This is a genomic window from Clostridium sp. AM33-3, assembly GCF_003480315.1.
In the GTDB taxonomy this organism is placed as follows: Bacteria; Bacillota; Clostridia; order Lachnospirales; family Lachnospiraceae; genus Brotaphodocola.
In genome coordinates this window covers 547-26364 of record NZ_QUIV01000012.1, presented here as the reverse complement: position 1 = coordinate 26364, position 25818 = coordinate 547, and the positions used below count along the sequence as shown (strand labels likewise).

General features: G+C 48.4%; 30 protein-coding genes. 8 read left to right on the top strand and 22 right to left on the bottom strand.

All coding sequences use genetic code 11. The annotated features are described in order from the left end of the window. Positions 1–7 precede the first annotated feature (7 nt). The 11 genes from DW819_RS08605 to DW819_RS15655 form a co-directional block, all read right to left on the bottom strand. Complete coding sequence (locus tag DW819_RS08605; protein WP_118732932.1) at positions 8–295, bottom strand: hypothetical protein; 288 nt, start codon at positions 293–295, stop codon at positions 8–10. Continuing rightward, positions 273–1634 carry a hypothetical protein gene (locus DW819_RS08600; protein WP_118732931.1) on the bottom strand — a complete coding sequence of 454 codons (1362 nt, stop codon included), beginning with the start codon at positions 1632–1634 and terminating at the stop codon, positions 273–275. Before DW819_RS08600 ends, DW819_RS08605 begins: the two co-directional genes overlap by 23 nt. After that, complete coding sequence (locus tag DW819_RS08595) at positions 1635–3752, bottom strand: PcfJ domain-containing protein (RefSeq protein WP_182432606.1); 2118 nt, start codon at positions 3750–3752, stop codon at positions 1635–1637. Then, positions 3733–4329 carry a hypothetical protein gene (locus DW819_RS08590; RefSeq protein WP_118732929.1) on the bottom strand — a complete coding sequence of 199 codons (597 nt, stop codon included), beginning with the start codon at positions 4327–4329 and terminating at the stop codon, positions 3733–3735. The genes DW819_RS08595 and DW819_RS08590 overlap by 20 nt, the downstream gene beginning before the upstream one ends. A 2-nt stretch (positions 4330–4331) precedes the next feature. Further along, positions 4332–4841 (bottom strand): hypothetical protein, encoded by a 510-nt coding sequence (locus tag DW819_RS08585; protein WP_118732928.1) that lies wholly within the window; start codon positions 4839–4841, stop codon positions 4332–4334. A 6-nt stretch (positions 4842–4847) separates the two neighbouring features. Continuing rightward, positions 4848–5216, bottom strand: a complete 369-nt coding sequence (locus tag DW819_RS08580) for an RNase H family protein (RefSeq protein ID WP_118732927.1) — start codon at positions 5214–5216, stop codon at positions 4848–4850. Next, complete coding sequence (locus DW819_RS08575; RefSeq protein WP_182432605.1) at positions 5197–6018, bottom strand: hypothetical protein; 822 nt, start codon at positions 6016–6018, stop codon at positions 5197–5199. Before DW819_RS08575 ends, DW819_RS08580 begins: the two co-directional genes overlap by 20 nt. A gap of 184 nt (positions 6019–6202) precedes the next feature. Beyond that, on the bottom strand, positions 6203–6397 hold the full coding sequence (locus DW819_RS08570; RefSeq protein WP_118732926.1) for a hypothetical protein: 195 nt from the start codon (positions 6395–6397) through the stop codon (positions 6203–6205). 180 nt (positions 6398–6577) lie between these two features. After that, positions 6578–7015 (bottom strand): hypothetical protein, encoded by a 438-nt coding sequence (locus tag DW819_RS08565; protein ID WP_118732925.1) that lies wholly within the window; start codon positions 7013–7015, stop codon positions 6578–6580. A gap of 96 nt (positions 7016–7111) precedes the next feature. Next, the gene (locus DW819_RS15660) at positions 7112–7264 is read right to left on the bottom strand and encodes a hypothetical protein (protein WP_182432603.1); all 153 of its coding nucleotides are present in this window, start codon (positions 7262–7264) and stop codon (positions 7112–7114) included. Positions 7265–7275: 11 nt separating this feature from the next. After that, positions 7276–7437, bottom strand: a complete 162-nt coding sequence (locus tag DW819_RS15655; RefSeq protein WP_182432602.1) for a hypothetical protein — start codon at positions 7435–7437, stop codon at positions 7276–7278. Between the two features lie 97 nt (positions 7438–7534). On the opposite strand from DW819_RS15655, the gene DW819_RS08560 reads away from it, so the two are divergent. Continuing rightward, on the top strand, positions 7535–8392 hold the full coding sequence (locus tag DW819_RS08560) for a hypothetical protein (protein ID WP_118732924.1): 858 nt from the start codon (positions 7535–7537) through the stop codon (positions 8390–8392). Here DW819_RS08560 and DW819_RS08555 read toward each other — a convergent pair. After that, the gene (locus tag DW819_RS08555) at positions 8370–8717 is read right to left on the bottom strand and encodes a hypothetical protein (RefSeq protein WP_118732923.1); all 348 of its coding nucleotides are present in this window, start codon (positions 8715–8717) and stop codon (positions 8370–8372) included. The genes DW819_RS08560 and DW819_RS08555 overlap by 23 nt on opposite strands. A gap of 147 nt (positions 8718–8864) precedes the next feature. On the opposite strand from DW819_RS08555, the gene DW819_RS08550 reads away from it, so the two are divergent. Further along, positions 8865–9224, top strand: a complete 360-nt coding sequence (locus DW819_RS08550; RefSeq protein WP_118732922.1) for a helix-turn-helix transcriptional regulator — start codon at positions 8865–8867, stop codon at positions 9222–9224. A gap of 296 nt (positions 9225–9520) precedes the next feature. Here DW819_RS08550 and DW819_RS08545 read toward each other — a convergent pair whose 3' ends face one another. Then, the gene (locus DW819_RS08545; protein ID WP_118720694.1) at positions 9521–9718 is read right to left on the bottom strand and encodes a helix-turn-helix transcriptional regulator; all 198 of its coding nucleotides are present in this window, start codon (positions 9716–9718) and stop codon (positions 9521–9523) included. A gap of 177 nt (positions 9719–9895) precedes the next feature. On the opposite strand from DW819_RS08545, the gene DW819_RS08540 reads away from it, so the two are divergent. The 3 genes from DW819_RS08540 to DW819_RS08530 all read left to right on the top strand — a co-directional run bounded on the left by DW819_RS08540 (position 9896) and on the right by DW819_RS08530 (position 12127). Next, the gene (locus DW819_RS08540; RefSeq protein WP_118732921.1) at positions 9896–10078 is read left to right on the top strand and encodes a type II toxin-antitoxin system HicA family toxin; all 183 of its coding nucleotides are present in this window, start codon (positions 9896–9898) and stop codon (positions 10076–10078) included. A gap of 39 nt (positions 10079–10117) precedes the next feature. After that, positions 10118–10516: a type II toxin-antitoxin system HicB family antitoxin gene (locus DW819_RS08535; protein WP_118732920.1), complete on the top strand. Its 399-nt coding sequence runs from the start codon at positions 10118–10120 to the stop codon at positions 10514–10516. A gap of 174 nt (positions 10517–10690) precedes the next feature. Continuing rightward, a complete protein-coding gene (locus tag DW819_RS08530) occupies positions 10691–12127 on the top strand; it encodes a recombinase family protein (RefSeq protein ID WP_118732919.1) in 1437 nt (478 codons plus the stop codon). On the opposite strand, the gene rlmD is transcribed toward DW819_RS08530, so the two are convergent. The 4 genes from rlmD to DW819_RS08510 form a co-directional block, all read right to left on the bottom strand. After that, positions 12114–13517 carry a 23S rRNA (uracil(1939)-C(5))-methyltransferase RlmD gene (gene rlmD, locus DW819_RS08525; protein WP_118732918.1) on the bottom strand — a complete coding sequence of 468 codons (1404 nt, stop codon included), beginning with the start codon at positions 13515–13517 and terminating at the stop codon, positions 12114–12116. The genes DW819_RS08530 and rlmD overlap by 14 nt on opposite strands. A gap of 278 nt (positions 13518–13795) precedes the next feature. Then, the gene (locus tag DW819_RS08520) at positions 13796–14077 is read right to left on the bottom strand and encodes a DUF4366 domain-containing protein (protein WP_118732917.1); all 282 of its coding nucleotides are present in this window, start codon (positions 14075–14077) and stop codon (positions 13796–13798) included. A 126-nt stretch (positions 14078–14203) separates the two neighbouring features. Next, positions 14204–16594, bottom strand: coding sequence for a UvrD-helicase domain-containing protein (locus tag DW819_RS08515; protein WP_118732916.1), 2391 nt, complete (start codon positions 16592–16594; stop codon positions 14204–14206). Between the two features lie 110 nt (positions 16595–16704). Then, on the bottom strand, positions 16705–17085 hold the full coding sequence (locus DW819_RS08510; protein WP_118530959.1) for a RidA family protein: 381 nt from the start codon (positions 17083–17085) through the stop codon (positions 16705–16707). 191 nt (positions 17086–17276) lie between these two features. Here DW819_RS08510 and DW819_RS08505 point away from each other — a divergent pair, with 191 nt between their 5' ends. After that, positions 17277–17900 carry a DUF1836 domain-containing protein gene (locus tag DW819_RS08505; protein ID WP_118732915.1) on the top strand — a complete coding sequence of 208 codons (624 nt, stop codon included), beginning with the start codon at positions 17277–17279 and terminating at the stop codon, positions 17898–17900. Positions 17901–17937: 37 nt separating this feature from the next. Here DW819_RS08505 and DW819_RS08500 read toward each other — a convergent pair whose 3' ends face one another. From DW819_RS08500 to DW819_RS08485, 4 genes are all read right to left on the bottom strand, one after another. Beyond that, entirely contained in the window at positions 17938–18282 is a 345-nt protein-coding gene (locus DW819_RS08500) for a YerC/YecD family TrpR-related protein (protein ID WP_243025735.1), read from the bottom strand. 97 nt (positions 18283–18379) lie between these two features. Beyond that, on the bottom strand, positions 18380–19210 hold the full coding sequence (locus DW819_RS08495) for a Cof-type HAD-IIB family hydrolase (RefSeq protein WP_118732914.1): 831 nt from the start codon (positions 19208–19210) through the stop codon (positions 18380–18382). A gap of 101 nt (positions 19211–19311) precedes the next feature. After that, positions 19312–20304 (bottom strand): ABC transporter substrate-binding protein, encoded by a 993-nt coding sequence (locus DW819_RS08490; protein ID WP_118732913.1) that lies wholly within the window; start codon positions 20302–20304, stop codon positions 19312–19314. 82 nt (positions 20305–20386) lie between these two features. Next, positions 20387–21541, bottom strand: coding sequence for a D-alanyl-D-alanine carboxypeptidase family protein (locus DW819_RS08485; protein ID WP_243025755.1), 1155 nt, complete (start codon positions 21539–21541; stop codon positions 20387–20389). A 357-nt stretch (positions 21542–21898) separates the two neighbouring features. On the opposite strand from DW819_RS08485, the gene DW819_RS08480 reads away from it, so the two are divergent. Next, a complete protein-coding gene (locus DW819_RS08480; RefSeq protein ID WP_118732912.1) occupies positions 21899–23317 on the top strand; it encodes a polysaccharide deacetylase in 1419 nt (472 codons plus the stop codon). A 34-nt stretch (positions 23318–23351) separates the two neighbouring features. Here DW819_RS08480 and DW819_RS08475 read toward each other — a convergent pair whose 3' ends face one another. Then, complete coding sequence (locus DW819_RS08475; RefSeq protein WP_118732911.1) at positions 23352–24731, bottom strand: MATE family efflux transporter; 1380 nt, start codon at positions 24729–24731, stop codon at positions 23352–23354. A gap of 165 nt (positions 24732–24896) precedes the next feature. Between DW819_RS08475 and DW819_RS08470 the strand changes: the two genes are divergently transcribed. After that, complete coding sequence (locus DW819_RS08470) at positions 24897–25760, top strand: hypothetical protein (protein ID WP_118732910.1); 864 nt, start codon at positions 24897–24899, stop codon at positions 25758–25760. The last annotated feature ends 58 nt before the right edge of the window (positions 25761–25818 follow it).

Sequence of the window (25818 nt, the reverse complement as noted above, 5' to 3'; positions counted from 1 at the left end):
TACCCCATTAATCGTCCAGATAATTTTCTCCAAAGATCCGGACAAATTCTTCGCGGCTGTGGTTCTTTTCAAAGACTCTCTGGGCGATTTGCTCCAGGTATCTTCGTTTCTCCACAGCCTGACCATGGACCCCGTTTTTGTTGTCCCTGTGATCATACGGGCACAGCCACACTTTCAATCCGTATTTCTCGGACCACTTCCGGTTCGGATTCCCGAAAAAGATGTGGTGGGATTCCAGGTTTCTACAACACCCGCAGATATAGCATTCTTTTTCAGTCTGGATAATGCTCTTCAACGTCCCAGCCTCCAATCATGCTTACGACCTCTTCTGCCAGAACCTCGGCATCTTCTTTGTTGTTGTTCAGGACCTTTTGTCTCAGCACATACAGCTTGTCCAGGATTTTTCTCTTATCACTGATGCAGACACGTTTTTCCTCATCCTGATCATTTTCCGGCTGTTCCTGTACATTTTTCTGCTCATTCTGTGCTTTTTCTGGTTGTACCGGTGCAACTTTCTGCTTTTCCGTTACATCCTCATATGTGGTATCAATCACCTTGTTCGGCATCCACTCTTCATGATTCTCGATACTGTCCTGTCCCTCAATCTGGTCATCTGCATCCTTCACTTCTTTTTCCAGCTCCTGCTGCACCTCCGGCTCCACCGGGTCCGGCTTCGGAATTGACGGCTCCACATCATGGAGCAGTGGCTTTTCCGGTTCTTTCGGCGGTTCCGGTTTTCTGGTCACCGCCCGCGTCACCTTGCTTTTTTCTTTCGGCTTCGGCTTTTCCGGTGCGCTGGGTTTTGGTTGCTTCGGTGCAACTTCCGGCTTTTTCGGAAACGGCTCTGCGTAAGCCTGCTGCCAGTTCGCCTCCACATCATCGCTCGGCATGAGTCTCATCAGCATGGCCTCCATTTTGTACCACTCATACGATGTTTTTTCACCCGTCCGGACGGCAACTACCTCAATATTGTTATCCGGTCCTTTGTAGGAGACCATCAGGCGGCCAATTCCAGGTATGCGGACCATATCCACTTTGCTTTCTCCCGGGCAGAACACTTCTGCAATGGCTTTTCTGCTGTTTGATTTTCTGATGATTACATTCAGCTCCATCCACATCTCCGGAGCATCATGCAGGCGGCTCTTGACCGCCTTGGCCAGCATATTCTCTTCCTGCTGCTCCGGATGTTCCTGCAGGTGCTCCTGCTGCTCGATCATAAGTTCAATGTCTGTTGTCTTCTGCTCTTCATCAATCTCATCCTTGATGGCCTTTATATCCGCCTTACTGAGATCCGGTGTCAGCAGCTCATTCACCTCATCCGGAAGATTGAGCATCAATGACAGCTTTGCATAGCCAAACGCTACATACTGCTCCTGAATTCGGTCAGAATATCCTCCCTCGGAGAATTTGTCGTTGATCGCAATGAAGCGAGATACCTGGGACTTGTCCAGGTTATACTCACCGGCCGCAAACGCTACCACACTGGTATATCCGCTCTCATACAGGATGCTGGTGTCTCTGGCCACTTTCAGCGCGTATCCGATCCGCACAAAGCCATTCGCCACACGGTTCATCTCTGCATCGAGCTCAGCTTTAAATTCTTTGTAACTTTTTTTGCATTCTACGATATCCATTTACCCTACTGCCTCCATAAAGTCCTCCATCAGCCCTGCAAGGACTCTGGTGTTGTTTTTCTGTTTCAGATCCTCAATGTTCTCCTCACGCTTCAGTTTTGACATGGCTGCCCGTTCGTGGTCCTCTGCTTTCATCCGCTTCCGGATCACCTGCTGCCACTCACGCAGGAACGGTTTTACCAGTTCAATGTCCGGTTCTTCATCGAACATGCCGCGATGCTGCCGGATCGTTCCTCCCGGCTCTACCTCAATGGTGTAGAACGGCTCATCTGGTTCCTCATTCTTCCGCAGGAAACAAATATAGGTTTCATGGTTCTTGATCCGGTCGAAATAGCGGTCCGTAGCTCCAGCACAATGATGGAGGGCTCGTCCTTCTTTTACGATATCTACAATCTTCTGCGGTACCAGAATCCTGTAAACCTGGCCAGTATACTCAAATTTGCTTCTGACCTCCTGCATGACCTGCTCGGCCTCGCCAAACTTTTCAGAATATTCTTCTGCCTGCAGCTCTTCCTCTCTCGCCTTGATCTCCTCAACAGCCTCATCATGCCGCCGTTTCAGTTCCCGTGGCCGATATACCATTTCATCCGTCATATCCTTCTTGAGCTTCTTGCACATGCTGATATAGTCTGCATACTGTTCAATGATCGACCGTACTGTTCTTCCCTGATACTGTTCTTTTTTCTGCCGTATCAGATAATTCATGCTTTGTTCCAATGACATATACTCTGTCATCCTATCCATCGTGATTCCCGGCCAGAGTCTCACTTGATTCAGCCAATCCAGTACCTTTTCCGATACCTTAAAGCCCTCTTTGTCGCTTTCCCGCATCCAAGCCAGCATTATCTCCCCGCCGTTTCTATCCCGGATCCGGTTTATTTTCTGCCGGTCCGAAATCTCAAAAACGCTTTCGATGCTGTTTCCATCCGGATGCAGCATGCCTGTATAGCTCCATCGTGTATATCCACCTACGTTTTCGCTGGTCTCTCTCAAAAGCTTGTAGAAACGTCCACGATAAAGCATCTCAATCAGTCCACGATACTCATCGGATGCGTGCATGCACATCATTTTGTTATATTCCAGCTCCAATCCTGCTGCCGCAAACTCTGTAAACAGCTTTGTCCACGAATCATAAACAGTTCCACGAAATGCCTCAGCAATACCATCATCATACATATAGCTTTTTACCATTCTGATGTTGTAATTGTTTCCCTTGTTATCAAACTCATCCCGGAAGGTCTGATAATATATGTCGCACTTCCAGTTGTGGAGTCTGTATTTCTCGCTCCCAAACTTGAACAGAATGATTCTCACCCGTTCGCCTATCCACACCTGGCGCTGTCTATTTGGCTTATTCTCACATTCTCCCCAGAAATGCCGCACGACGGAAATTTCTTCATCAATCGGCTGCACAACCGTAAAACCTCCGGCAGCAACCACAGATCCCCTTCTTGACAGGTATACTATCTTTTTCCCACATTCTTGACAAATGATCTCATCATTGTTTTTCGGTTTCCCCGGAATCTTCTCAAGCTGCCGGCCGCACGCGGTACAGGTCCATTTCCCGGTTTCCCGGTCTTTTAAGCAGTAACACCTTCCCCCGTCCAGCTTTTCGCTTGCCCATTCCCTCAGATTCTCCGGTTCACCCGGCACTCTGGCCATCATAGCTTTCACACGCTTCACTCTTCTCAGTTCCGCGCACTCCCGCTCCTCAATCTTTCCCCTGGTTTCCATATCCGAAATGATTCTGGCCCATTCTTCCGGCTCCCTTTTTCTCCAATGATCATCATGCGCCTCAATCATGTCATATACTGTTTTCTGGTCACCGGCCTCCAGCTCTGATCGTTCATCCAGATTTCCCCAGATTTCGTTGTATCCATAGGCACATTCGTATTCCACGCCGTAGCAAAACGTGATACGCTTATGGTTCCACTTGCCACACGCCGCATCATACGTTGCATACTCTTTTGTCTCCGGCACAAAACAATGCCGCCATTTCAGTTCTCTTTCCTGATGGATATTAAGAACGATGGTATCTTTGATGATCTGTACTGTCGTGCACCACCCGTCCGCTGTGGCCTGGATGGCTGGCATGGCCTCAATAGCTTTCTTTTTCACTGGTCCACACCACCTTTCTGTCATCGGTCAGGCTCAGTTCCTTATCTGCCTGCCCCTCTGATACCTTAAACAGCTTGCACATGACCAATCCCGTCTCGTTTTCGACAATGAGTCCCAGGATCGCTCCGGCCGGTCCTTTTACAACCGGTTCTTTTCCACGTGCGATTGCAATTTGTCCCGCTGCTGTGGCCTCCGCGCTGTCCTGCTGCACACTTACATTCAGTCTATCCTGCTCCCAGCCGGAGCGGTCCGGATGCTCTACCATATAACGCATCGCTTCCATGGCCATCTCCCACGGTGTCAGCGCTTTAATCAGCGTGATCTTCGTGCAGGCGATCCGGCCGGATGCGTCCTCGTTGATGTCTCCTGCGGCTTCCACAAGCCATAACTGGTTTTTCCCGTCCAGCGGATAATACGACAGGCAGTCCAGTGGATTTTCGTAGCAATGGAATCCATTACGGCTTACCTTGCATTCCTTCTCTTCTTTTGTTTCGCCCGGCTTGAAAACACAGCCCTCAGCCTTTCCATTTCCGTAGGTTGATCTCAGCTCAGGCGAAAAGCCTTTGAACGCTTTCATGGTCACGCCTCCTTTTTGCCGCAGTAATACTCTAAGGCCAGGCGGCGGCGTGTTCTTGCGTCCTCTGCTCCGATCGTGAGCTGATGGCTCCTCATGATCTGTTTTACCCGCTGCGTCCTATCTGTGATTCGATGATCTACTGTAATCCGGTTTTCATAGCCATAGTCGATGATCAGCGCAATGTATCCTGCCAGGTCCTTTCCTTTTCTGCGTACTCCTACAGTCATCTCGTCATCCTCGCTGCACTGATCGGCCAAATCGTTCACCCAGTCCTGCAGTACGCCTTCCAGTTTCAAGTCAGCTGCCTCCACTTCCAGCTTTCCCACTGCTGCGCCAAACGGCAAAGTGATAAAATCCGCAATTCCTGCCAGAAAACAGTCTGCGTCCTCCGGATCCAGACCGTTTTCTTCTGCCAAAGCTCTCACGGCCTCTGCGTCTCCTTCTGCTCTCTGGGCCAATGCCGCCCGGTTCAGTTCCTCTGCTGAATCAAATTCGCCAAATTTTTCCCACATTGTAAATTAATCCTCCTTGTTTTTTATGAATCTCACGGCATGCGGTGCCAGGAGTTTTTTTACCTGCTGCCACTGCTGTGCATTTCTCACTGTTTTCCCTTTTGCGTTCTTCCAGTCATGCTGCGCCCAGCTCTGCAGCCACCCCTGCCGGATCGGCTCTACGATATAATCGGAGTACGAGTAAATACTCATATTGCAGGGTTTTTGCAGTGCTTCCAGGACTGCGATCAGTCCGGCCAGATAATTGCTCTGCATACTGGCTTTTCTCTCCGTCTCGATGAGCTTCTCATGCAGCTTGTCCTTGTTGTCCGTAAAGCTCATTTTTGCCTTATATCCTGACTGCGTTGCCTTGATCTCAACATTTACGAGATACACTTCTTTTCCTCCTCTTTCTCTTTACCGGCTGCAGATCATCGGACGGCCAGTCTGTGTCTGACGGGTTTAACTTGACCATGGTATAGGTCTGGTACTCATAGCCCATCTTGTCAAAGCCGTTATACAGGCTGTCTTTCTTGATGTAATACCCTTTCCATGGTTTCGGATCCTTTTCCCAACCCTTCGTGGTTTTTACATCTTTTCGGGTTACCTTCGGCCGCACCAGGTTCCGGCTGCAGGAGTACCGCTGCTTTACCGGGCTGTCCGAATCGCGGAATGTCTTGTCCGTCTCTTTAATCAGGTAGTCAGCCAGCTGAGCATATTCCGCATCCTCATAGAGCGGCACATATTTTGGATGGCCATTTGCTTTCCAGATCTTCCGGATATGGTCTTCCGATGTCTCTTTCCCGTCATTGATCTTGTTTACGATCAGATGATGGTGGATGCTCTTGCTCTTGTATTCGGTTGCACATATGTACCTGAAAGCTTTTCCCCGTTTCCGGTACCACGTCCGCATGGAATCCAGAAAACTTTTTAGCCTCCTCTGAGCCTCTTCTGCATCCGGTCTTTTTTCCCGGATGTATGTCAGGATTACGTGGAGGTCTCCCGGCCGGAAGTTGGCATTGATCAGTCTCTCTAACTTTTTCGCTGCCTGCCGCCGGTTCGCCTCCCGGATCTCCTCTGCTGTCTTTTTCTTGTAGTTCGGATCCCGTTCGTGTCCTTTCCGCATCCGGAAGGCATAACACTTTACAATCTCCACTACCGCCCCGCACCTGTGGGTGATCATTCTGTATCTGTGCATACCCTTTAGTCCTCTAAGTTTAATCCTTTAATCAAGCCTAAATACCGGCTCAAAATCCGGTATTTTCTTGACTTTTTGGGGCTACTGGTATACAATGTTTTTAGCCAATTTTTTCACATTGTATACCCGTAAGACGGCGGCCCTGCCAGGTTGCCGTCTTATCTTTTGCCCTGTTATCATCCTGTCACCCCACCATAACCACCATGCATGCTCCCAGGATCATGCCGCCGACCAGTGTTACCGCCGCGCCGCATACACACATGCGCAACATATTCGCAGTGCGCTCCAGCTCCTGCTTTACGTCTGCATGTTTTTCGTTTTTTCTGATAACCGCATAGCTCAGCATGGCCTTATGTTTAGCCTGTTTAAACTCAATCATCGTCTGCCTCCAATTCCACCCAATCAAAGGGATTTAATGTTTCCGCCTTCCCGGCGGCATCGTACACGGTAACCGTGCTCTCATTCCAGCGGATCCGCTGGACTGTCATGGTCACCTCTCCACACTCTCTGGATCTTGCGCATATTGTCTGACCGACCTTTATGCGATTCACTGGGTATTTCATTTCATCCAAATCCGGATGAGCATGTTGTCATATGCTCTTTCAATCGCATCCCACGATTCGATTTCGTGGTCCTTTGCCTCCGGCCACCAGTCCTGCATCGACATACAACTAGGCTGATACTTGTTCCGGTACATTTCTTTCTTTTCTTCCCATTCCTCAGGATCCAGAATCATGTAATCATAGCGCTGGTCAAATGTGAGCGGTTCCCCGTGCAGGTAGATGCTGAACGTGCCAGTTCCGTCCATTTTCCCGACGAATTCTTCCAGCGTCATGCCCTTTCGTGGTCTATCTTCTTTTTCTTCCGCCTGCGCGATGTCGTTCAGGCCACGTGCGATCGCATTCAGCCACAGTTTGGCCATGTTCCAGTTAATCTGCGTCGGCGCATACTTATCAATCGCCTCCAGGATTACTCTGGCTTTTTTGTTTCTGTTCATTTCTTCTCCTTTCATAGTCCCTGCATGGATATTTCCGATCCCGTTCCCGGCATCTTATCCAATACTTACAGGTCATGCATGATTCGCCCATTCTGATCACGCACCTTTCGCATCTTCCTGGCTCTCTTCATCCTTCTTAGCTTTCCGCGCCTTCGCGATAATATTGTAGACTGGGTGCCCCTCCGGAACTACCAGACCCTCTACGGAATCGACTACCGTTCCGTCACTTAATACATGGATCACTTTCACATTCTCACCCCCTACACGACTTTCAGATCGACACCAGTAGCCAGCTTATAGCCTTCCATGATGCCTAACAGTCTGATCTTGTTTTCTCTTTCTTTGACTTCTTTCATCATCGCTGCCATTTCCTCTGCATCGTCCATCTGGTCCTGCAGATTCTTTTCGTTGGTTGATAACATACGCCTTTCCTCCTTCCAATGCATTGTGTTTTCTTTTCTCCTGTCCTATAATTCATGTATCAGACCCCGTTGAACTATCTTACAAAGGAGAAATCTTATGATTTTTGATCCAAATGGTACCGATATTGGTATTTCTGGTTTGAACATGGGTCTACGCGTGAAGCCAGGTCTACAGATCGACATCCCCACCATTGACGAACAGGTGTGGGAGCGTTTAAAAGAACAGGCTCACTCTGACCCGGATGCCGCCATTGAATCCTGCAAAAAGCAAGTAGAGCTTACGCAAGGACAGTTTTTTGCAGCTATGATCAATCAAATGAATGATCTTAATGAAAGATTGACTAAAATAAGCGAATCTTCTGAGCAAAGTGCTAAAGCTGCTGCGTTACAAGCTGAATCCTCTGCAAAGAGTGCTACTGCCGCTGAATCCATGGCTGCATCTGCTTCCAAAAGCGCTTCTGCCTCCGAATTCATGGCTGCATCTGCTTCCAAAAGCGCTTCTGCCGCTGTGAAAAGTGCTGCTGCCGCCGAATCCCAGGCTGCTTCCGCTGTGAAGAGCGCTGCTGCCGCTGAATCCCAGGCTGCTTCCGCTTCAAAAAGTGCTGCTGCCGCTGAATCTCAGGCTGTATCCGCTTCAAAAAGTGTTACCGCCTCCGAATCCATGGCTGCTTCCTCTGTAAAGAGTGCTTCTGCCGCCGAATCCCAGGCTGCTTCCTCTGCGAAGTGTGCCGATGAAGCTAAATCTCAAGCCATATCTTCTTCACGAAGCGCTGATGCTGCTGAATCCATGGCAAAATCTTCTGCTCAAAGTGCTGCTGCTGCCGAAAACGCTGCTAAAGATTCTGCGAGACAAACAAAGATTAATACTCGCATTTCCGTTTTTGCTTTGATTATTTCTATCTTTGGTGTTGCTGCGCAATATCTTCCGTTTTTTATAAATGTGCCAAAACCGTAATCAAACGGATCACACTAACAACAAGCGCCACTATGGAAAGAATCATTGCTCTGTGCAGTCTCTTTGCATTTTCTTTTACAATTTCATGCGCTTTTTCTGCGCTCTCTGCATTACATTTTGCCTCTTCTAATGACTTTGAAGATCTTCCGGCATAATAAGCCGCTACTTCTTCCGCTGTTTTGGCTACCTCTGCATTACGTCTCGCTGTTTCTTCCGCTTTTGCGGCCACCTCAGCGAACTGTCTTGCTTTCTCTTCTGCTTTAGCGGCAACCTCCGCAGCGCTTTCTGGTTCCGCTAAAGCCTTTTCTTTTTCAAGGTCCATCATCTCTCTCGCCTCCCTCCTGTTCCGTATGGTTACATCATAGTCCCGTTTGGTTACTTTGTCAACTTCTTTTTGTCACCATACGGAACTTTTTTATTGACAGAGTCACTTTGCTGTGTTATTGTGATGTCGGAAAGGAGGAGGTCACCTATGACACAAGGAGAACGTGTTCGGGAAATCCGGAAGGCTCTTGGACTTACATTGGAAGAATTCGGTGAAAAAGTCGGTGTTAAAAAGCAGACGGTCAGCCGTATCGAAAATGGTGTAAATAACATCACCGATCAGATGTCCATATCTATCTGCCGCGAATTCAACGTCAATTATGATTACCTGATCTACGGTGACGGCGATATGTTTGACAGCCTGCCGCAGACCATTCTCGATGAGCTGTGCCAGCAATACGATCTGGACGATCTCGACAGGAAAATCCTGGACCTTTACGTTTCATTTCCAAAGGAGCTGCGGGATACGATAAAAAATTACATTCGGGATCATTTCACGAAAGACTGACCCGCAGACGCAAAAAGGCGGGAACCAAAGCATTACGCTCTGGCTCCCGCCTTTCATTTTCCCGTATGTAGGTATACATACTGTATGAACTTATAAATCCGGGTCAGGTCTCTTTGTGAAGAAATCTTGTTAAGCAACTCGTTGATTCGTTGGCGTATGTCCATCCGCTTCACCGTCCTTTCCTCTGATCCGATTATAAACCGGTATCAGGCGGGCGGGAATAGGCTCTGCGGCTTTGTCCGGATATCCTGACAAACAGCCCTGGACTGTTTCATACGTTCGATTCTTTTGCTATACTACTTGTAGTCGGATTCATAAAGCTCGCTGATTTTCATGTCAAGCGCACGGGCAATGGTTTCCAATTCCCACAGCGTCGGTGATACCTTGCCATTTTCGATATCATTGAGTGTGGTCCTGCTGATTCCTGTCAGTTCTTCCAGTTTCCGCAGAGTCAGTCCACGTTTCGTCCGTGCCTGCCATGTCAGAATCTCCATGCACATCTCCTCCGCGGTGTCATCTCTTCTGATCGTGGATGTGCATAGATCTATTATACAGAAAATTCTTCTTTCTCTCGCTGGGAAATCCTGGTAAAAATCGCACGTATTAATACATATTTGCATTGACATACGTGTTAATACGTGTTATAATTTAATCATAGAAAGGAGAAAGAAATGAGATACCCGGAATTAACAAGGATGCTTAGTGACAACCGATGTTATTTGTTAAGGCATGGAACCAATCACGACATCTGGCACAGCGAGATCACTGGAAAGAACTTTCCGGTACCTCGGCACAAAGCAGAAATTCCTACCGGAACATTAAAAAACATCCTGAAGGATGCGGGACTGAATTAGTCCCGCACCTCCTGGAATTTGTATAGAAAGGAGATCATCATGGCTAAATATGCTTATCCGGCTGTTTTTACACCAGAGGAGGGAGGTGGCTACTCCATTAATTTTCCTAATCTGGAAAGCTGCTACACCTGCGGTACTTCTTTACAGGACGGAATCGAAATGGCTGAGGACGTTCTTGCGCTTGTCCTCTATGAATATGAAAAAGATAAAAAAGAAATTCCTGCACCTTCTGCACCTGCTGCCCTTCCGCTTTCCGGAAACGAATTCGTCAACTGGATTGCCTGCGATACAATGAAGTACCGCAAAATGTACAACAACAAGGCAGTAAAGAAAACTCTCACGATTCCGGAATGGCTGAACGAAACAGCTTCGGATATGGGTCTGAACTTCTCGCAGATTCTGCAGGAAGCTCTCATGGAAAAGATTCAGGGAAAATAAATTTTAAATAATAAAACCGCCCGGTGCTGGAACACCGAACGGTCTTTCGAATAGATTTTTCTCTCGCCGGATTGCTCCGGATTGATATAATCACCCGATACACGTGAATTATATCATCTCCAGTACGTCCTGGCAAGGGGCGTATTTTTTATACCCATTTTTTGGAGGTGCTATATGAAAAAAGTTGCAATTTATGTCAGAGTATCCACGCAGGAGCAGGCCGCGGAAGGTTACTCTATCCAGGAACAGACCGAACGGCTTACCAAATATTGCGAGGCTCACGGCTGGGTCATTGTAAAGGTCTATACAGATCCTGGCTTTAGTGGCGCAAATCGTGACCGGCCTGCTCTGCAGATGCTTTGCTCTGATGTTAAAAAATCCATGTTTGATACTGTGCTTGTTTATAAACTGGACCGTCTTTCCAGATCGCAAAAAGACACCCTCTATATCATCGAGGATGTCTTTGAAAAAAATCACATTGCTTTTGTGTCCATGCTGGAAAACTTCGATACCGGAACTCCGTTTGGCCGTGCCATGATTGGTATTCTGTCCGTATTCGCCCAGCTGGAGCGCGACCAGATCCGTGAGCGTTCGCAGATGGGGCACGATGCCCGCGCCAAAGAAGGTTATTTTCATGGCGGCGGTTATGCCCCGATCGGCTACAACTACGAGAACGGTCTGCTCAGCATCAACGAATATGAAGCCACAATCGTCCGCAGGGCGTATGAGCTGTTTCTGGACGGTCTTCCGGTTCATTCCATCTATCTTACCATGGAAAAGGAATTTCCGGCCGGAACGCGTTTTGGCCGCATCACCTACTCCAGCGTTGAATCGATGCTGAAAACAATCCTTTATGCCGGTTTTATCACCTGGAAAGGGAATATTTATCCCGGAAAGCACGAAGCGCTCATCCCTTACGAAACATTTCAGGAAGTGCAGGCCATCATGAAACGCCGTCAAATTGAGGAGCCCCAGCGCCTCACCGCCTTCCAGCACACCACCATTCTCGGCGGTATTGTATTTTGCGGGTATTGCGGTGCTCGGTACTTCTGCAAAACGAATACCGCCTCTAAAAAAAGCCGCATTGTGCAAAAATATTACACCTGCTATTCCCGCGGCAAGTGCAATAAAAAAATGATTCGTGATCCCAACTGCCAAAACAAGTCCTGGAACTCGAAAAAGCTGGATGCCGTGATCCTGGAAGAAATCAGCAAGCTGAACCTGTCCCGTGACTTCGCGTCATATGAAAACGCGCCTGACAATTCAGATCGGATTGCATCGATCACCGCCGCACTCTCTGCAACAGATAAAAAGCTGGAAAAGCTGGTTGACCTTTATGCTTCCGATACCATTCCGGTGCAGATCCTGAATGAGCGTGTTGCAAAGCTCAATGCGGAAAAAGAGACTCTGGAGGCCGAACTTGACGCGCTCCAGAATGCTCCGGTTCCGGATCTGTCCACCGAAAAGGCGAATGAAATTCTTGACGGTTTCCAGGCCGTGCTCGCCTCTGGTGACCGTGATATGCTCCGGAACTTCATCCGCTCATTGATTGACTCTATCATTATCCGCGGGAATGATATCGAAATCCATTGGAAATTTACTGTGTTTTAACCAGGCAACTTATCACCTCTACGTTTGCGGTGGACGGGAACATATCTACCGCACATGCTTTCTCCAGCTTGTAACCTCGCTCCTGCAGGACCACCAGATCTCTGGTCAGGCTGGTCGGCTTGCAGGAAATATAGACCATGCGGTCTACGCCAAAGTCAATGATCTTCTCCAGAGCCTTCGGGTGAATCCCGTCACGCGGTGGGTCCAGGATGATCAGATCTGGCTTATCCTTTAGTTCTCCGATGACCTTCAGCACATCTCCGGCAATGAATTCGCAGTTGTCCAGTCCGTTTCCGGCTGCATTTTCCTTTGCTGCCTCCACGGCCTCCTCCACAATCTCCACACCTACAACCTTATCGGCCACCGGCGCGATGATCTGAGCAATGGTTCCTGTTCCGCTGTATAGATCAAAAACCACCTTGTCTTTTGTCTCGCCCACATAGCTTCGGGCCGTCTCATAAAGCACCTCTGCTCCCAGTGAGTTTGTCTGGAAGAAGGAAAACGGGGTAATGCGGAATTTTAATCCCAGCAGTTCCTCATAAAAGAAATCCTGTCCGTAAAGAATAGTGGTCTCATCGCTTCGGACCACATCGGCCAGACTGTCATTGCGGATATGCAGGATCCCGGCAAAGGTTCCCGTAAGCTTTAGTGCCTGCATACAGGAGAGCCAGCCGGCCAGCAGCTCCTGCTCAGACAGCGGCGTGGTACACTCCTCTGTCACGCCCAGATCGTCTGTCTGACCGGAAGTAACCAGTGCCACCAGGATTTCCCCGGTCTTTACCGCCCGGCGCACCAGCAGATGACGCAGATAACCAGTGTGCTGCATCTTTTTATGATAGCTGATATGCTTTTCTGTAAAGTAGTTCAGGGTGGCTGTTAAAATCTTACAGAAATCCTCATGCACGATCTGGCACTCCGGCGTATTCACGATATCATAAAAGCTGCCCCGGCGGTGCATGCCAAGAGCCAGTGGGCCGTCCTTATACTCATCCCCGAAGGAGAACTCCATCTTATTGCGGTAGCCATCGGATATCGGGCTGGCCTTGATGCCCTCAAACTCGTAGGAATCACAGACTTCATCTAACAGGGCTTTTATCTGGCTTTCCTTGATTTTTAACTGTTCCTCATACGGAAGGCTCTGATACAGGCAGCCTCCGCAAACTCCAAAATGCGGGCAGGCATCTTCTGTTCTCTCCAGCGGTGACTTTTCCAGTACCTCTAAGAGACGTGCCTCACATTTGCCTTTTCTCTTTTTATTTATCACAAACCGGATCTTCTGCCCCGGAATAGCATTCTTGACGATGACCCGCTCGCCATCTACATATAACATTCCCTTATTTGGAAAATCAATGGTCTCCACAACCGCTTCAAACATATCTCCCTTTTTCACGTTCTATCTCCCAAATGATATTTCTTATGAAGTTTCATAGGACGCAATTTCCTATGAAATGAAAAAGAATGTGCCAAGGCACATTCTCGCGCCGAGGCGCGGTTGCTTCAGCAACCATCTGCCTTTGCGCCGAGTGCGCATCCTCGCGGAGCGTTTTTGTATGATAGGACGCAATTTCCTATCATACAAGAAAGGCGCATCCCGGTCTGCGAGACACGCCTGATTCTGATTATTTTCTGATTTGATTTCCGGCTTTGCCGACTTAATCATCCTGCTAATTATTTCTCGTCATCCTCATCTTCGAAGAAGTCATCGTCAAAATCGTCATCGAAATCATCTTCGAAATCCTCCAGGTAATCCGGAGTAAAGAAACGGTATACACCGTATGCAATGGCTGCAACAGCTGCTACCACGCCAATGATGGCAAGGACCCAGAGAATGCAGGTTTTCTTCTTCTCCTCTTCCTCTTTTCTGTGTAAGAACTCATTTAATTTGGTGGAATTCATGATTTCTTCCACACGTGCCATTGCGTCTTTGCTCATGTTATCAAAACGATTCATACTGCCACATCCTTTCTACCATATTCCTGGCTCTGTTTCCAAAGCCATACCAATACTTGGATTATATCATTATTTTTCTGTTTTTACTATCCTATTTTATTCAAAAATATATTTTGTATGTATTCCTTACAGCTTCTGAAGCTTTGCAAAGGACGCAAACATTTTCTTGACTCCGGCTGTGTCAAAATTCACGGACACCTCAAAATCCTTCGTGCCGTCCTTCACACTGAGCACAATCCCCTCTCCAAACTTGATATGGCGGACCCGGTCGCCCACACTGTAATCCAGAGCTGCCGGCTTCTGCACGGTAAAGGCCTTTCCAAATCCCGGACTTACCGGTTTTGCACTCTGTCCGGCAGAGGAAGCATTCGCCGGTTTCCGGTCAAAGATACTGCTTAAATCCTGTCCTGCCACTCCGCCAAAGCCGGAGCAGGCACTGTCTCCGGTTCCGGACACATAGGATGCCGTCCGGGATGCGTAGGAATTGGACTTCATGCCAAACTTGCTGATGCCCAGGCGGCTCTGAGTCTTATTCCACGGCAGTGTGTCATCGTCATATTCATCCTGATTGACGCTTCGGCTCACCCTCGGCTCCAGCTTTTCCATCTGGATCAATTCTTCCGGGATCTCATCCACAAAACGGCTCACTTTAGAATAATGGGTCTCGCCGTTGATCATGCGCATGCGGGATGCGGTAATGACCAGGCGCTCCTTCGCACGGGTGATGCCGACATAGCAGAGACGACGTTCCTCCTCAAGCTCTGTCCGGTCATCTGACATAATGGACATGCGGCTCGGGAACAGTCCATCCTCCAGGCCGCTTAAGTACACCACCGGAAACTCCAGTCCCTTAGCACTGTGCAAAGTCATAAGCGTAACCCGGTTTTCAGAATCATCCATCCGGTCCACATCGGCTACCAGTGCTACCTGCTCCAGAAATTCATCCAGGGACGGGTGCTCCGCGTCTTCACTGTAGCTGACCGCCTTGTTCATGAGCTCCTCAATGTTTTCCATACGGGTCTGGAACTCAATTTCGCCCTCGGCCTCGAGTTCCTCCTTATAACCGGTATCTGCGAGAATCTGCTCTATCACCTCGCGGATGGAAGCACCGCCATTTAAGGCATCCCGGAAAACTTCAATCTGACCTGTAAACACAGCTACCCTGCCGGCTGTCTTTCCCAGCCCAGGCACGGCTGCTGCCCTGGCACAGGCATCATAAAAGCTCATACCCTGCTCCGATGCCCAGGCTGTGATCTTGCCGATGGATGCCGCGCCAATACCGCGCTTCGGCACATTGATAATGCGCTGAGCTGCCAGGTCATCCTGCCCGTTGGCAATGGTCTTTAAATAGGACAATATGTCCTTGATTTCTTTTCTCTGATAGAAATTCACACCGCCTACAAGACGGTATGGCACGTTGTGCTCAATGCATTTTTCCTCCAGCAGACGGGACTGGGCATTGGTACGGTAAAGAACGGCATAGTCCTGATACTCCCGTCCATCCCGCAGGATATCCCGCACGATGCCATCAGCCTCCTCGTAAGCCTGCTCATACTGATGGAAAATAACCGGAACGCCCTCACCGTTGGCTGTCCACAGTGTTTTGTCCTTACGGCCCTGATTGTTGCGGATGACTGCGTTAGCTGCGTCAAGGATATGACCTGTAGAACGGTAATTCTGCTCCAGCTTGATCACCTTTGCCCCCGGGAAAGCACTCTCAAAATCCAGGATATTGCTGATGTTCGCACCCCGGAACTTATAAATAGACTGATCATCGTCGCCCACCACACAGAGGTTCTTATATTTTCCTGCCAGCAGCTCAATGAGGCGGAACTGGGCCGTATTTGTATCCTGGTACTCATCTACCATAATGTATTTAAACCGCTCCTGATAATACTCCAGCACATCGGCATTGGTACGGAACAGATCAACCGTCTTAAAGATCAGATCATCGAAATCCAGTGCATTATTCTTTTTTAGCTCCTCCTGATAACACTGGTATACCTCTGCGATCTTTTTTGCACGCCAGTCCCCCTGTGCATTGAGACGAAATTCCTCCGGACTCATCAGTTCATTCTTCGCACCGGATACAGCAGTCAGCATGGCACGATCCCGGAATGCTTTCGGGTCCAGCTCCAGCTTCTTTAAGATCTGCCGCATCAGTGTTTTCTGATCATCTGTATCGTAGATGGAAAAATTGGTATTGTAACCAAGATGATCTATGAAACGCCTCAGAATCCGCACACAGGACGAATGAAAGGTGGAGACCCACACACTCTCAGAGCCAAATCCTATCAGATTGTCTACACGATCCCTCATCTCTCCGGCGGCCTTATTGGTAAAGGTAATTGCCATGATATTCCATGGATTCACGCCCTGTTCCTCAATCAGATATGCAATGCGGTGCGTCAGCACCCTGGTCTTTCCGGATCCTGCTCCCGCCAGGACTAAAAGCGGTCCCTCTGTGCAGAACACGGCCTCCTTCTGTCTGTCATTTAAGGTATCATAAACTGCCATTGTGCTGTAATCCTTTCAAAATCATTGATAAATGCTCGTTACATCTTACCACAAAAAAAGGGGCACCGCAAACCTTTGTTCACGATGCCTGTCTTATTTTTCTTTTCAGATTATTCAGCGTATGCAATAGCCTCGATCTCAACCAGTGCACCCTTCGGAAGTGCTGCAACCTCAAAAGCTGCTCTTGCCGGGCAAGCACCCTCAAAGAAGGTAGCATAAACCTCGTTCATGGCGCCGAAATCAGCAATGTTGTTTAACAGAACGGTGGTCTTTACTACGTTAGCCATGCTCAGTCCGTCACTCTCAAGAATGTTCTTGATATTGGTTAAGGACTGCTTCGTCTGTGCAGCAATGTCTGCGCCTGCAAACTCGCCGGTAGCCGGGTCGATTGGGAGCTGACCGGAAACAAATACAAATTTGTCTGCGTGGATTGCCTGGGAATATGGTCCGATTGCGGCCGGAGCATTGTTCGTTGCTAATACTTTTTTCATAAGAAATCGTTCTCCTTTGTTTAATCTTTGTAATTTCTTATTATAAACACTCCGAATAAAAAATTCAATCCCTTTTCACAATGATTATGACCTTTTGTTAGCTTTATAACTTTTCGTTTTATCTCAATCAGTGCTTTCCCTCTTGCCATCTGGTTTTCAATACTATATAATAAAGTGCAAGAGGTGACATCATGAAAAACAATTCCGAAAGACTATCCGATATTCTGAGCTGGTTAGATTCCATCTCCTATATCAAAACAGAGAAGATTCCCGAAGTGGATTTATATATGGACCAGGTAACTTCTTTTATGGAGGAGCACTTAAAGAAGACCAAGCGCAGCCCGGAGGACAAGGCCCTCACCAAAACCATGATCAACAACTATGCCAAAAACCGCCTGCTTCCCGCCCCGGTCCGCAAAAAATACAGCAAGGAGCATATTCTCCTGCTGCTGTTCATCTACTACTACAAAAACCTGCTTTCCATCGGAGACATTGAACAGCTCTTCCGTCCGGTCACCGAACAGCATTTCCATATCGACAGCGGACTGAACCTCAGCGATATCTACGAAGAAGTATTTTCGCGCGAAGCCCTTCAGATGGATCGCCTGAAAGAGGATATCCGTGCAAAATTCGAAGACAGCTGTCTTACTTTCACGGACACAGACAGCGAAGATCAGGAATATCTGCAGCTGTTTGCCTTTATTAGCGAACTTTCCTTCGATGTCTATCTAAAAAAGCACATGATCGAGATGCTGATCGATCAGCTCCGTGAGGAGAGCATCCCTGATTCCAAAACAAAGAAAGCAAAAAAGTGATGCCGCATGCGCATCACTTTTTTACTGTTTTTTGATATTAGTTTTCACTCTGCGTTTCTTCCTGGTCTTCTGTCTGTCCGTTGTCTGCTGCCTGTTTCGCTGCAATACGGGCAAATACCATATCATAACCATCATTTCCGTAATTTAAGGATCGGTTCACGCGGCTGATGGTTGCGGTAGATGCTCCGGTCTTGTCCGCAATTTCAAGATAAGTGCGCTTTTCACGCAGCATCTTTGCCACCTCATAACGCTGAGACAACGATAACAGCTCATTGACTGTGCACACGTCTTCAAAAAAGATATAGCACTCCTCCGGCGTTTTTAATGTTAAAATAGCTTCAAACAGATGATCTACAGCCTCTGTCTTGATTTTCTTGTTCATTCTGTATAATTCCCTTCTTAAAATGCATCCTTCTGATGTTTTACTTTTAACAGTTTATCACACTAAAATTGTAAAGTCTATAGTTCTAACGGTATTTTTAGTTCAGAAAATGCCTATCCGTGTACAGTAAGAATTTCTCCACTACATGGGCCACGCCGTCATCGTTGTTGGAGAAGGTAACATAATCGGCCGCACTGCGCACCGGCCGAACCGCATTTTCCATGGCTACGCCAAGTCCGGCAAACTCGATCATGGAAAGATCATTATAACCGTCACCGCAGGCAATCATCTCCTCCCGTTTCATGCCAAGCAGCTTTAACAGCTGTGCAAGGCTCTGGGCCTTGTCAATGTTCCGCGGCAGAATCTCCAGGAAAAACGGATCAGAACGATATACACTGAAATTCTTTCCCAATGCTGCTTTCACACGAGCCTCTACCAGTGCCAGATAATCCCCGTCATCCAGCATAAGGAATTTGGGAACCGGAAAATCCAGATACTCTTCCAGATTATCTACCTGCTTCAGTTTCAGATGATTGATCCTGGATTCCAGCTTGGCGTAGCGGTTTTCCGGATTATTGGTAAGGATCTGCGTATCCTGATAGGTCAGAATATCTACCTGCTCCTTTTTCGCCAGCTCAACAATGCGGCGGTTGGCCTCCACCGGAAGCTCCTGCTTGAAAATGACTTTCCTTGTGCAGCAGTCCGTGATCATCCCTCCATTGAATGACAGGATATAACCGCCATAGTTCTCCAGTTCCAGTTCCTGCGCCAGAGGCACTACGCCGTAGGTCGGCCTGCCGGAAGCCAAGACTACTTTGATCCCCCGCTTCTGCGCTTCCATCAGACTCTGTTTTGTTCTCGGAGTGATTACCTTGTCCCTATTAGTTAAGGTTCCATCCAGATCCAGAACGATTATTTTATAATTCATAAGCTTTACTCTCCATGCAAATAATCTCTTTTCATCATATCACGAAAATGTCCGTTTGTCACAGACATTTTCGTGATTCAGCGTATTAAATTACCCGTATGCTATTTTACTGCCTCCTCTGCGAATTGTGTTGTTACCAGATCCTCATACGGCACACGCGTCTGCAGCTCTCCTGCTTCCTCCAGAATATTTTCCAGCAATTCAAAGCTGGACCTCTCAAAGATCAGATTCTCCTTCCAGGTATCCTGATCCTGATATCGTTTCACGATTTTTGTGATATTTTCCAGCGGAGTATCCGAAAACTGTGGCTGGATGGTCTTTGCGATTTCTTCCGCTGTGTGGGAATTCACATAATCCATTCCTTTCTGGAGCGCGCTTGTAAATCTCTGGATGAGATCCGGATGCATGGCAAGATAGCTTTTCTTCGCACAGTAAGCTGTATACGGCACGTAGCCGGAATCCGTTCCCAGAGATGCGACTACATATCCGTTTCCTTCCAATTCCAGTCCTGTAGCAAATGGCTCAAATTCCACCGTATAATCCGACTGGTCACTGGTAAAGGCTGCTGCTGTCAGGCCAAACTGAATACTCTGATCCATAGTCAGGTCTGTTTTGGGATCAATTCCGTTCTTTTTTAAGATATACTCAAAGACCATCTGCGGCATACCGCCTGCACGTCCGCCCAACACCCGGCTGCCCTTTAATTTCTGCCAGGTAAAATCCGGATCCGGCTGACGTGCAACCAGAAAGTTTCCGGCCCGTTGGGTCAGCTGCGCAAAATTGACTGCATAATCCTCCGCTCCCTGGGCGTAGGTATAGATGCTGGCTTCCGATCCCATAAAGCCGATATCCGCATCTCCTGCCAGCATGGCTGTCATGACCTTATCTGCCCCTGCCCCGTTTACCAGAGTCAGATCGATCCCTTCTTCCTGAAAATATCCCAATTCGATGGCAGCATACTGCGGTGCGTAAAAAATCGAATGTGCCACCTCATACAGCGTTACCGGTGTCCGGCCGGATGTTTCCTTCCCACAGCCGCACAGCGCTGCACACGCAAGAAAGCCTGCCAGCAGAACCCGCATTGCTTTTTTCATACTTTTCAAATCCTCCCGAAACTGTTCTTAATACCTACATTGTATGACAGCCGCCATCTCACGTTTCCGTTTTCGGGTTATTTTACTCAGACCTGAGACTCCAGACGCGAAAAACAGCCTGCAGATAGTCCGAAAATCCAGCCTGCTCTACATCACCCGCAGTCAGAATATCCACTTCGCCCAGTGCCTTTCCATCCAGCTCATAACGCAGCACTCCGGCTTTCTCACCTTTTGTAACCGGAGCCTGCAGCGCTTCCGGCAGCAGAAGCTTTTTTTCTATCGAAGAAAAATCTTCCCCACCAAGACCCAGATAAGAAAAGCCTCCCGCATACTGAAGCTGCACTGAAGATTCCACGCCATCCCTCACTTCCATATCCTTGAGCATTGGCATCTCCTGATCCTCATAGAGCCTGCAATTTGCATATCCGTAATTTAACAATATCTGGGCATCCGCGAAGCGTGCCTTGTAATCCGGTGCCGCCATGATCACTGCGATCAGCCGCACGCCATCCTTCTCCGCAGTAGCGGACAGACAGTATTTTGCCATGGATGTAGAACCGGTTTTTAAACCGGTCACACGATAGTTCGTTGCCATTTTCAAAAGTCTGTTCGTATTGGAAAGCCCAAATTCCCTGCTTCCCTGCTTTGTTACATGGGTAATATTCTCCATCCATATGGTAGAGTAATTATGAATCTGAGGATATTTCGTAATCAGCTCCCGCGACATGACAGCAATATCCCGGGCCGTAGTAAGATGTTCCGGCGACTCCGTCAGACCACAGCAGTCTACAAAGTGCGTGCCTGTCATTCCAAGTCCCTTTGCCCGCTCATTCATACTCTGAACAAAGGCAGCCTCCGAACCCGATATGTATTCCGCCATAGCTACAGACGCATCGTTGCCTGAGGCAATGACAATGCACTTGATCAGTGTTTCTACCGTCTGAATTTCCCCCTCCTCCAGAAACACCTGGGAACCACCCATGGATTTTGCGTGAGCACTGGTCACCACCTCATCATCCAGCCGTATTTTTCCTGCATCGATGGCATCAAAGATCAGAATCAGCGTCATAATCTTGGTAATGCTGGCCGGACTTCTCCGCTCATCCGCATTCTTTTCGTAAATGATCTGTCCTGTAGAAGCCTCCATCAAGACCGCGCCGGGCGCCTGAATCTGTAACGTCTGGCTGCCTTCCGGATTCTTCTGCTCTGTCCGGCTTTCCGCTGTCTGATACCGCATTTTCTGCTCTGCCCGGTTTTCCGCTGTCTCATATCGTATTTTCTGCTCTGCCCGGTTTTCCGCTGTCTCATATCGTATTTTCTGTTTCGTCCGGCTTTCCATCGTCTGGCAGCAGCTTTCCTGCACCGTGATGTATCCCCGGTTTTTTTGTCCTGCCCAGGCAGATGAAACAGTCAGATTTACCAGCAAACTGACGCACACAGGCATTACTGCCTGCTTCACAAGTTTTCTCACAGTTTTCCCCCTCATTACTGCGCAAGCAGCAATCTCTTTTACTGCAATCTATGGCTATTTTTCCGGTTCTATGCTATGATGGAAGCAGGAAGAAATTTACATAAATATAAAGGGGTTTACCATATGAATCTATATTATTCCGGCAAGTCTTACAGGCGCAGTCACCGCCGTTCCAGGTTGCCGCGCTTTCTGGCGGCTGCCGCCTGCATTGTACTGATCGGCGCGCTTGGGACCGGTATTTTTTTTCTTAGAAAACAGCATCAAAACCATGACCCCGGCAGCACCGGCAGCATTGTCATCTCTACGGAGCCGGACAATACGGAAGCGCCCACTGAGGGGGACGGATTCGTGATGCCGGAGACCCCGGCTGCAGATCTGCTCCACCAGGCCTATCTGCTGGCTTCCGGTTATGACTATGATGCCGCCATCGAACTGTTAAAAGGTTCCGAAGAATTTGCTACTGATCCGGAGGTCGTTTCTGCCATTGCCGGATACGAAACCACAAAAACAACTCTGGTTCGCACCCCCATCAGCAAAATCACCCACGTGTTTTTTCACACGCTGATTGCAGATCCATCCAAATCCTTCGACGGTGACCGGGATGAGAACGGCTACAATCAGGTCATGACCACCATCGACGAATTTAATAAAATTCTGGAAACCTTATACGAAAAAGGATATGTTCTCGTAAAGCTTCATGATATGGCATACGAAACCACAGATGAAAACGGCAATACTGTCATGAAGGCAGGAGACATCATGCTGCCGCCTGGCAAAATCCCGTTTGTCATGTCCCAGGATGACCTTTGCTACTACCCATACATGAGCGGAGACGGCTTCGCAGACCGTATTGTTATCGGTGAAGACGGAAAGCCAACCTGCCAGATGGTCCTTGATGACGGCACCGTCACTACAGGAGACTACGACCTGGTTCCGATCCTTGAAAAATTCTGCGAACAACATCCTGATTTTTCCTACAAAGGTGCACGCGCAGTATTGGCCTTTACCGGCTATGAAGGCATTCTCGGCTACCGTACATCCTCTTCCTATGCCGGTTCTGAAACTTATGAGCAGGACCGCCAGGCAGCTGCAGAAGTTGCCCAATGTCTGCGGGAGCATGGCTGGGAGCTTGCCTCCCACAGCTGGGGACACCTGGATCTCGGTACTGTAGAATGGGAGCGTTTCCAGTCTGACACCGACAAATGGGAATCCGAAGTCGAATCTCTGATTGGTCCCACCGACATCATCCTCTTCCCATTTGGGGCAGATCTAGGCGACTGGCATCCATACACCATGGAAAATGAGCGCTTCCGCTATCTTTACAACGCAGGCTTCCGCTACTTCTGCAATGTCGATTCCAGCCAGTACTGGATACAGCTCGGCGATGATTACCTGCGCCAGGGACGAAGAAATCTTGATGGCTACCGAATGTGGAAAGATATGACCGCAGAGTCAGAAGGGCGATCCCGCAAGCTGGAGGATCTGTTCCACGCCGAAGACATCTTCGACAAATCCAGGCCGACCCCGGTTCCAGATATGTAAAAAACACTCCAAACTTCAAAAGCTGCTGGTGAACTTACGCACCAGCAGCTTTTCTTATGCCTGCTCTCTCTCTTTTCAGCTTTCCAAAGAACAGATAGTAAATCACAAACAGTACTGTTGTGGTAACCCAGGTCAGCGGATAGCTGAACATGATCGTATAAATATCACGCTTTAACGGCACAGCGATCAGAATCCATCCAACTCGCAGAACACAAACTCCCAGTAGGCTGATGATCATAGGACACCAGCAGTCTCCCACACCACGCAGGGAACCTGACAGAATCTCGATAGCCACATACTCCACATACAGGGGCGCCAGATAACGCATCATGGCAATGCCTATAGAAATAACATCCTGATCTGTGGTAAACAGCTCATACCCATACACACCATATCGGTAGATGAAAAATGACATGCCAAGAGATGCCAGTACCGTCATGACCATGCAGGTCCGCACACCACGGTGCACCCGATCCATCTTTCCTGCACCGTAATTCTGTCCTACAAAGGTCGTAATCGATATGCCAAAGGCATTGATCATCATCCAAAACATGGAATCCAGCTTACTGTATGCCGCCCACGCCGCCACCGTATTGGTTCCAAGCGAATTGATGCCCGACTGGATAATGACATTGGAAAGGCCATACATCACAGACTGCATGCCCGCCGGAAGGCCTATGCGGATGATGCGCTTCAGCATCCGCCCATCCAGGCGGAGTTTCCTTAACACAAGCCGGTGCATATCCTTTGTGCGGATCAGACAGACTACTACCAGAAATGCACTGAAAAGCTGGGACAGGATCGTGGCAATGGCCGCTCCCACAACTCCCAGACGGAAAAATACGACCAGCACGATGTCCAGAGCAATGTTGACCATACAACTTGCCGCCAAAAAATACAGCGGTCGTTTGGAATCTCCTACTGCACGCAGAATGGCTGCCCCCACATTATAAACCAGATTGGCAATGATACCGGCAAAGTAAATTCTCAGATATACTACCGAAAGCCCCAGCACATCTTCCGGCGTTCCCATAGACTCCAACAGAAACGGTGCCAGACCGATTCCCACAAACATGAGCACAATTCCGGAAAGGATACTGAACATCAATGCTGTATGAACCGCATATCCCACCATTTCCGGCCGTTTTGCCCCATAATACTGGGAAACGATCACTGATGCACCGGATGACAGGCCTACGAAAAAGCCTACGATCAGCTGCGTCAGCATACTGGTGGAGCCTCCCACCGCCGACAAGGCTTCCTTTCCCACAAACCGTCCCACGATCATGGCATCTGCCGCATTATAAAGCTGCTGGAAAAAAGTCCCAAACAGGATCGGAAAGAAAAAGAACAGCAGCTGCTGCCAGATGATGCCCTCCGTGATCTGATTCCCCTTTGATTTTTCTTTTGTCATGCTGCAAAAACCTCCCCATTACTGTCCTTTCATGATAACGTATTTTCTATTTTTCGTCAATTCCCATCCCTGTATCCAAGAAGTAATCTAAAATTAAAAATATCTTAAAGCTTTTTTGTCCCGTACTTGCTATAATGACAGAACGATTAAGTTTGGAGAATTATTATGCAAAAATACCGAAAATATCTGGCTCTTCTGTTTCTGACGGCCGCTGCAGCCACCGTCACCGGATGCGGCATCTCTGAAAAAGAGGCCAGCATTACGTCCGGCGCGCAGACTGCCCATATGCAGACAGACGAAGAGCCTGTCAATATCGTCCTGATCAATAACATTTATTACTACGATACAGGTCGGACTGCTTTCAGCATTCCCGATCACACAAACGGCACCATCCATTCTGTGACAGCTTCTCAGAATACCCGGCCACAAAAAAATGAAGAAGCAAATTTTGACTGCCAGGGAGCTGCCTACTGCATTCTTGCTGACGGCGCTGCTGCTGTTATGACTGATGAAGCCTCCGGTACCTATGAACTGTTTCTGGCCGATGACACGGTAGAATTCCAGGGTGTCTGCAAAAAGAAAAAAGAAATTTCTTCTGACACCTTGAAATGGCTGGATTTTTATTACAGTCTTTCCGAGTCAGACCGCAATGCCCTTTCCATGATTCCATCCGAATTTGCCGGACAGATTTCCGGAAACAGCATGAGCACAAATGAGACGAGTACCTCCGACTCTTCTTATCTGGAAGCTCTTACCCAGGAGGAACTTGACGCCACAGAAGCACTGGCACAATATTACTTTACCGAGGAGGTTACCTCCTTTGAGGGTGTCGACCAGATTTACCCCGCAGATTCTTCAGATCCACAGTACCATAACAGCGGTATCGAAGATGATTACGGTCCCGGCAACATCATTATCTACCGGGTTCTAACCAATCTCGACCGCCGCGACGGCAACCCATTCCGCTACATCAGCATAGCAAGAAAATCCAAGTCCGATGACTGGAAAATCATCAACAGCGGATTCTAAATAGCAATTTAAGGGAATAGCACGAAAGGGTCCGAAGTTCCGGGGAGGGCCTACAGAA